The 8,098-nt window shown below is 28.8% G+C and carries 7 protein-coding genes; 5 read left to right on the top strand and 2 right to left on the bottom strand.

Annotation, left to right across the window (positions count from 1 at the left end):
- Window positions 1–66 precede the first annotated feature (66 nt).
- Together ACY2RX_RS13145 and ACY2RX_RS13140 are read right to left on the bottom strand one after the other, a co-directional pair.
- Complete coding sequence (locus ACY2RX_RS13145; protein WP_490104438.1) at window positions 67–1,191, bottom strand: GTP cyclohydrolase; 1,125 nt, start codon at window positions 1,189–1,191, stop codon at window positions 67–69.
- Window positions 1,192–1,207: 16 nt separating this feature from the next.
- A complete protein-coding gene (locus ACY2RX_RS13140) occupies window positions 1,208–2,224 on the bottom strand; it encodes a transporter (RefSeq protein WP_490104437.1) in 1,017 nt (338 codons plus the stop codon).
- Window positions 2,225–2,400: 176 nt separating this feature from the next.
- On the opposite strand from ACY2RX_RS13140, the gene ACY2RX_RS13135 reads away from it, so the two are divergent.
- Genes ACY2RX_RS13135 through ACY2RX_RS13115 form a run of 5 tightly spaced genes read left to right on the top strand, consistent with a single transcriptional unit; the run spans window position 2,401 to window position 8,097 of the window.
- Window positions 2,401–2,661, top strand: a complete 261-nt coding sequence (locus tag ACY2RX_RS13135) for a DUF4834 family protein (RefSeq protein WP_490104436.1) — start codon at window positions 2,401–2,403, stop codon at window positions 2,659–2,661.
- 2 nt (window positions 2,662–2,663) lie between these two features.
- Window positions 2,664–5,096: a YfhO family protein gene (locus ACY2RX_RS13130; protein ID WP_490104435.1), complete on the top strand. Its 2,433-nt coding sequence runs from the start codon at window positions 2,664–2,666 to the stop codon at window positions 5,094–5,096.
- Window positions 5,089–5,604 (top strand): class I SAM-dependent methyltransferase, encoded by a 516-nt coding sequence (locus ACY2RX_RS13125; protein WP_490104434.1) that lies wholly within the window; start codon window positions 5,089–5,091, stop codon window positions 5,602–5,604. Before ACY2RX_RS13130 ends, ACY2RX_RS13125 begins: the two co-directional genes overlap by 8 nt.
- Complete coding sequence (locus ACY2RX_RS13120) at window positions 5,591–6,835, top strand: glycosyltransferase (protein WP_490104433.1); 1,245 nt, start codon at window positions 5,591–5,593, stop codon at window positions 6,833–6,835. Before ACY2RX_RS13125 ends, ACY2RX_RS13120 begins: the two co-directional genes overlap by 14 nt.
- On the top strand, window positions 6,832–8,097 hold the full coding sequence (locus ACY2RX_RS13115; RefSeq protein WP_490104432.1) for a glycosyltransferase family 4 protein: 1,266 nt from the start codon (window positions 6,832–6,834) through the stop codon (window positions 8,095–8,097). The genes ACY2RX_RS13120 and ACY2RX_RS13115 overlap by 4 nt, the downstream gene beginning before the upstream one ends.
- Window position 8,098 lies beyond the last annotated feature (1 nt).

Genomic DNA, 8,098 nt, shown 5'->3' with positions numbered 1-8,098 from the left:
CTGCTAACTGCTAACTGCTAACTGCTAACTGCTAACTGCTAACTGCTAACTGCTAACTGCTAACTGCTAACTGCTAATACTCATTTTATAAGTTCTACGTCTTTTATGCGTTATAGGGTCAAAATCTTTCCACAGTTTTTTAATGGCTTTATTGTCTTCTAATTCTGGAGTTCTAATACAATTTACAATTCCTTTTTCTGCAAAAGTTTTAATAAACTGATTAAAAATAATTGCTGTAACTCCTTTGTTTTGATAATCTGGATGCACGCCAATTAAATAAAAAGTAACGTCTTTTGCGTGTTTTCTGGCTTTTAATAAATGAAACAATCCAAAAGGAAATAGCTTGCCTTTTGCTTTTTGTAAGGCTTCAGAAAATGACGGCATTACAATGGCAAAAGCTATAAGTTTGTTGTGTTTATCAACTACAAACTTTATGTATTCTGGGTTGATAAAACTAATGTATTTCTTTTTAAAAAAAGCAATTTGAGCATCAGAAATTGGTACAAAAGTAGAGAGTTTAGAGTAAGTTTTATCAAAAACTTCAAACATTTCATCTACATAAGGCATAATGTCTTTTGTTTTTGTAAAATCTAATGCTTTTAGCTTAAAACGTTTTTTTAGTATGTCACTAATTCTATCAAAATAAACGCCATCAACATTTTTAAATTTGAATTTATTTTCTAAATATTCTTTCTCTTTTACAAAACCTAATTGCTCTAAATGTTCTTTGTAATAAGGATGATTATACCAAGTAATCATAGTTCCTAAATGATCAAAACCATCAATTAAAACACCTGTTTTATCTAAGTTGTTAAATCCAACAGGACCTTCAATATATTCAAGATTATTTTGAAGTCCGATTTCTTTTACTTTCTCTAAAAGTGCTTTTGTAACTTTAACATCATCAATTACATCAAACCAACCAAAACGCATTTTTTTAATGTGTTGTTTTTCAACTTCAAACCAATTGATAATAGCTGCAACTCTACCAACAATTTTTTTATCTCTGTAAGCTACAAAAAATTGAGCATCTGCATTTTCGAAAACCGGATTTATTGCTGGGTCAAAATTATCAATTTCATCTTTAATAATAGGAGGTACCCAATATTTATTGTTTTTATATAATGAAAAAGGAAATAGTACAAATTGTTTCATTTCCTTTTTAGAGGTAACTTTTTTAAGTGTAATCATAATATAAAAACTAGTGTTAATTTCTTTTTCTTTTAGATCTTTTTCTCGTTTTTTTTCTAGTATTCTTTTTCTTAAAAATACCAAACAATCTACTAAAGAAACCTCTTTGTTTTTTATTGTAGCGAGTTATTGGAGTGTCTTTTATTTGCTTGTTATAATCATCTAAATCTTTAAAAGAATCTTGATGTTGGTTTATTCTATAAGACATTCCTAAACCGCTATAAAATCCTTTTGCATTGCCTTCTATTAAATATCTTGCAGATGCATTTATTTGTAAGTCTTTTGTAAATAAGTAAGCCAAACCTGCACCTAAATTGTTAGAAGTTTTGTTCTTTTCAAAAATACCTTGATTTTCAAAAAAAGCAGACCATCTATCGCTAAAATTTTGAGTAGCAGTAATAATATAAGAGAATTCAGCAAAGTCTGTACCTGCTTTATCATAATAAAAATTGGTGATTACATTTAAATCGTTACTTACATTATTTTGTAGTAAAACGCCTACTTTTGGAGTAATGCTTCCTGTTTTATGAATCTCATTTACAAAATCTGTATTCATTCCTAAATAGATTGCTACAGAAGGAATCAAACGTTTTTTATCAAAAGCATTTCTTCTTTTCCAACTTCTAACTTCTTTGCTTTTGTCTGTATATTCTTGTTGATATAATAAATATTTTGCACCAACAATAAATCTGCTAAAACCCGAAGAAAAATAATGTGAAGTAAAAATATTTTTAAAAGCGATTTTATCTTTTTGATAAGTTAATTGAGCGTTCAATTCTAATTTTTCTAATAAAAAACTGGTTCTAAAAAGAAAATCAGCTCCAAAAGATTGTGGTCTAGAAAAAATAGGTTCTATGGTTGTATTTCTAAAAAAGAAATTGCTTTCTAATTGATAAACACCTGTGCCAACACTATATGGACTCTCAGAAAAACCAGGTTTGTTAGAGTTTATAACCTCTGTGTATTGTGCCTGAACAGATGGAATTCCGATTAAAAAAAAAGCAAAAAAAAGTTTTAATAGAAGATGCTTCATAAATTTAGAACACGTTTTATATAAATAGTATCTATCATTTATCACAAACATAGGATAAAAATGCTGTTTTTTAAAAGCAAACGATACTTTTTTGACTTTATGAAAGTTTTATAGATTGTTAACGTTACAATTGTACTCAAATTGTTATTTTTGATTGATTTTTTATAAATAGAATTATGCTAGCAGGATTATTTAAAACAATTCTTTATATTTTAATATTTTACTATGCTTTTAAGTTTTTAGCAAGATTATTTGCGCCTTTTTTAATGAAAAAAGCGGCAGAAACTATTCAAAAGAAAGCAGAGCAACAATATAAAGGACAGCAACCAAAAAATACTGTGCCAGAAGGTGAAACTGTAATTGATAAAAAGCCAAGAAACCAACAACAAGGCAAAGATTCTGTTGGAGAATATGTAGATTTTGAGGAAATAGATTAACTATGAATTTTAAAAAAATAGTTCCTTATGTATTGGCTGTTGCAATTTTTGCGTTAGCTTCGATTATTTATTTTCATCCTGTTTTAAAAGGGCAAAAACTAAATCAATCAGACATTACTCAGTTTAGAGGAATGGCTAAAGAAATTGTAGATTATAGAGCAGAAAACAACAAAGAACCTTATTGGACAGGAACTTCTTTTAGCGGAATGCCTGCCTATCAAATAAGTGCTTATTATCCGAATGATTTTGTAAGAAGTTTAGATAAGTTATTACGATTTTTACCAAGACCCGCAGATTATACTTTTCTCTATTTTTTAAGCTTTTTTGTGTTGATGATGGCACTAAAAGTGGATTGGAGATTGGCTACTTTAGGTTCGCTAGCTTTTGGTTTTTCTACTTATCTGATTATCATTTTTGTGCCAGGGCATAATGCAAAAGCGCACGCAATTGCTTATATGCCTTTGGTTTTAGCGGGTGTTTTATGGGTTTTTCAGCGAAAATATATTCTTGGTTTTATTGTTACTGGTTTAGCAATGGCTTTAGAAATTTACACCAATCATCCGCAAATGACTTATTATTTAGGATTTTGTTTGTTGATTTTAGGAATTGTTGAATTGATTAATGCCATCAAAGAAAAAATAGTACCACATTTTATAAAACAAGCTGTCATTATTATTGCTGCTGTTATTTTAGGAATTGGCGCAAATGCACCTCGTTTAATGGCAATGAAAGAATATGCAGACAATAGCACAAGAGGAAAATCTGAGTTAACCATAAACCCAGATGGAACTAAAAAACAAGCAACAAAAGGATTAGACAAAGCTTATATTACAGAATATAGTTATGCAAAATTAGAAACGTTTAATTTATTTATTCCTCGTTTTATGGGAGGAGGAACCGTTGAAAAACTTGGAGAAAACTCTAATTTTTATCAAACTATAGAAGAAAAAGCGGGTAAAAAAGTTGCAAAAGAGTATTCTGAACAAGTGCTTACCTATTGGGGAGACCAAACTATTGTAGAAGCTCCTGCATATATTGGCGCAGTTATTTTTTTCTTATTCTTCTTAGGAATATTCTTGGTAAAAGGACGCTTAAAACAATGGTTAGTAGCAGCAACAGTATTTTCAATATTGATGAGTTGGGGACGTAATTTTGATATTTTAACCCATTTTTTTATTGATTATTTTCCTTTGTATAACAAATTTAGAGCAGTTTCATCCATACAAGTAATTGCAGAATTGTGTGTGCCAATCTTAGGTGTTTTAGGGTTAAGAGAATTCTTTTCATCAAAAATAACATCAAAAGAAAAACAAACTGCATTAAAAAAAACAGTATCTATTTTTGGAGGATTGATCATTCTAGGATTTTTATTAGCACATGGATTTTCAACTTTTGAAGGTTTAAGAGATGCACAATACAGTCAGTTACCAGGTTTAAAAGATGCTGTAATTGCCGATAGAAAATCGATGTTATTTACAGATACTCTTCGTTCTTTAATTTTGCTATTGATTTCTGCGGGAGTTTTATGGATGTTGTTAAAAAACAAATTAAAACAAGAAATTGCAATAATTATTTTAGCTGTTTTTGTATTGTTTGATTTAGTTTCTGTTGATAAAAAGTACGTGAGTGAAGACGATTTTAAACCATCAAGAAAAATTGAAAAACCATTTACAGCTTCTGCGGCAGATAAATTAATTTTGCAAGATAAAGGGCATTTTAGAGTTGGAAATTTTACGGTAAACCCTATGAATGATGGAAGTACATCGTATTTTCATAATTCTATTGGAGGTTATCACGCTGCAAAATTAGGACGCTATCAAGAGTTGTTTGATTTTCAAATTGCTAAAAATAATATGCAAGTGTTAAATATGTTGAACACCAAATATTTTATTGTTGTTAATGATAAAGGAGAAAAACAAGCACAATTAAATCCTGAGGCAAATGGCAATGCTTGGTTTGTAGAAAATGTAAAAATTGTTGATTCTGCCAATGAAGAAATTAGAGCTTTAGATTCTTTAAATACTAAAAATACAATTGTAATTGATCATAAAGAACTATACAGAGTATTCAATTCAGACTATAAAACTAAGTTTGATAGAGATTCAACAGCAACTATAAAACTTTTAAAGGATGATGTTACCACATTAACATATCAATCTAAAACCGCAAAAGAACAGTTTGCCGTATTTTCTGAAATCTATTACAATAATGGTTGGAACGCTTATGTTGATGGAAAATTAACACCACATTTTAGAGTAAATTATGTTTTACGAGGGATGGTAATTCCTGAAGGTGAACACACCATAGAATTTAAATTTGAGCCAAAAGTAATTCAACAAGGAAAACTCATTTCTTTATCTTCTTACGGATTATTATTGTTCATAGGAATTGGATGGATTTTTTATGAACAAAAAAAATCGACAAAAAATGTATAACAAACTACCTTTAAAAAGATACGAACATACATTAGCTTTTCTTCAAAAGGTTTTACCAAGCCCAGCTACCATTTTAGATTTAGGCGTTAGAAATCCGTTTTCTGAAATTATGGAGCAAAATGGATATACTGTAATTAATACTAATGGTGAAGATTTAGATGTAATCCCAGAAATTGTAAAAAAACATAAAGTAGATGCGGTTACTGCTTTCGAAATTTTCGAACATTTATTAGCACCTTTTAATGTTTTACGAGAAATTGAAGCCACAAAATTAATTGCAACCATTCCTTTAGATTTATGGTTTGCAAAAGCTTATAGAAGTAAAACCGATATGTGGGATAGACATTACCATGAGTTTGAAGATTGGCAATTTGATTGGTTGTTAGAAAAATCGGGTTGGCAAATTCAAGAGCAAGAAAAATGGACTAGCCCTATTAATAAAATTGGTTTTAGACCCATTTTAAGAAAATTCACGCCAAGATATTACGCGGTTTATGCAACAAAATAAACCGAAAGTAAAGAATGTTTTAATGATCGTAGATGGCTACTATCCTGCTGATATTCGCGTTCGAAAAGAAGCAGAAACTTTAGCTGAAAAATACAATGTTTTTATTTTATGTTGTAGAAAAGAAAATGACCAAGAAATAGAAATTATTGAAAAAGTAACTGTTTTAAGAAAAATTTTCTATAAAAGTTTTACTGAAAAAGGGCTGATTGATATGTGGTTGGCTGTCAACTTTGTGCATTCAAAATTTAAAAAAGTTTTACCAGAAATTATAAAAGAGCATCAAATTGATGTTATGCACGTTCATGATTTGCCTTTAGCAAAAACAGGATATTTAATTGCAAAAAAGTACAATTTAAAATCAATCTTAGATTTACATGAAAATTATGCTGCAGCTTTATTAACTTGGTTTTCTTGGAGAAAAAATCCGATAATTAGATTAAAAAATAAAATTTTCTTCAATTATAATAGATGGCAAAACTATGAGAACAACATCATAAAAAAGTACGACAAAATTATTGCTGTTGTAGAAGAAATGAAAGAACGAATTATTGCAGATACTTCTTTGCCTGAGGAAAAAATTACAGTAATAACTAATTCAGAAAAAAAAGAATTTGCAGCTAATTTTAAGTCAGAAAACAAAACTTTTTTCACAAATGATAAAGACAAATTTATCATTTCTTATGTTGGCGGATTTGGACCTCATAGAGGTTTGCAAACCGCAATTAAAGGAATGAAAGAAATTTCTAGTAAATTGCCAAACGTAATGTTGGCGCTAATTGGGCCAGCAAATAATGATGTTAGAAATTATTTAGAAAATTTAATTGATGCGTTTGATGTTCGTAATAATGTCGTTATTTATGGAAGCCAACCTTTTAAAAATGTAGTTCAAATTATGACGAGTTCTGCAATAAATATTATTCCACATATTTCTAATTTGCATACAGAAAGTACAATTCCGCATAAATTATATCAGATTTTATTATCAAAAAAACCATTATTGGTTTCTAATTGCGCTCCTTTAAAAAGAATTGTAAAAACGAATGAAATTGGTACAATTTTTAAAGCAGGTAATGCCAATAGTTTTTCTGATAAAGTAATTGAAATTCATACTAATTATAAAGCTGCACTACAAAAAGCTGAAAAAGGTTTTAACTTAACGTATAAAGGTGATTTAAATTGGGAATGTACTGCAAAAAAACTACTACATTTATACGATAATTTATTTGAGTGAAAGTTTTAATCATCACATATTATTGGCCACCAGCAGGAGGTTCTGGCGTTCAACGTTGGTTAAAGTTTGTAAAATATTTACAAGAATTTGATATTGAACCCATTGTTTATACGGTTGATAATGCGGATTATCCAAAAGAAGACAAAACCTTATTAAATGAAGTTGCTGATAATGTAACCGTTTTAAAACAACCCATTTGGCAACCCACAAATCTACTTTTTTGGAAAAAGAAAAAAAGACAACAATCTGGTATTTCTAATGTAACTAATAGCGGTTTTTTATCATTTATCCGTGGAAATTTTTTTATTCCAGATCCTAAAATATTTTGGGTAAAACCTTCTGTAAAGTATTTGCAAGAATTTTTAAATTCAAATAAAATAGAGGCTATTATTTCTACAGGACCACCTCATAGTATGCATTTAATTGCTAAAAGATTGCATCAAAAAAATGATATAAAATGGATTGCAGATTTTAGAGATCCTTGGTCGAGTTTGTATTATAACAAAGATTTTAAGCAACTTTTATTTGCAAAAAATAAAAACAAAAAATTAGAAAAATCAGTTTTAAAAAATGCAGATTGTGTGCTGACTGTTAGCAATACTTTAAAAAACGAATTTAAAAAAATAGCGAATAGAGTAGAGGTAATTACCAATGGTTTTGATGATGAAGTTTTAAAACCAAAAAAAACGATTTTAGAAGATAAATTTACAATTTCATACATTGGTTTGTTGCCAAAACAAAGCAATCCTAAAAACTTATTTAGCGTTTTAAAACAACTTTGTGAAGAACATAAAGATTTTAAGGAAGATTTACAGCTGAATTTTATTGGTGATATTTCTGTAGAAGTGAAAGATGAAATAATTAAAAACAAATTAGAACAAAATACGGTTTTTAAAGATTATGTTTCTCATCGAAAAGCGATTGAATATCAGAAAAAAGCACAAGTTTTATTGTTGTTAATTCCGAATGTAGAAAAATCTGAAGGAATTTTAACAGGCAAATTATTTGAATATTTAACAGCAAAAAGACCCATTTTGGCTATGGGTCCTCCAAAAGGTGATTTGGCAGATATTTTATCAACAACAAACGCAGGCGTTGTAATTGGTTTTAAAGATAAAGAAAAATTATTGTCAGAAATATTAAAATTATATTATCAATATAAAAAAGGAAATTTAGAGGTAGCTTCTAAAAACATCAGAAAGTATCACAGAAAAGAATTGACCAAAAAGTTAGCTTTCATTATTAAAAGTTTACATTCGTAAT

This window comes from Polaribacter sp. 2405UD43-2, from assembly GCF_058147125.1.
The sequence above is the reverse complement of the archived record's forward strand: the minus strand, read 5'-3'. Positions and strand labels throughout refer to the sequence as shown.

Coding starts and splice junctions, on each gene's coding strand:
- ACY2RX_RS13140 (WP_490104437.1), bottom strand. CDS start 2,224: ATGAAGCATCTTCTATTAAAACTTTTTTTTGCTTTTTTTTTAATCGGA.
- ACY2RX_RS13145 (WP_490104438.1), bottom strand. CDS start 1,191: ATGATTACACTTAAAAAAGTTACCTCTAAAAAGGAAATGAAACAATTT.
- ACY2RX_RS13125 (WP_490104434.1), top strand. CDS start 5,089: ATGTATAACAAACTACCTTTAAAAAGATACGAACATACATTAGCTTTT.
- ACY2RX_RS13135 (WP_490104436.1), top strand. CDS start 2,401: ATGCTAGCAGGATTATTTAAAACAATTCTTTATATTTTAATATTTTAC.
- ACY2RX_RS13120 (WP_490104433.1), top strand. CDS start 5,591: ATGCAACAAAATAAACCGAAAGTAAAGAATGTTTTAATGATCGTAGAT.
- ACY2RX_RS13130 (WP_490104435.1), top strand. CDS start 2,664: ATGAATTTTAAAAAAATAGTTCCTTATGTATTGGCTGTTGCAATTTTT.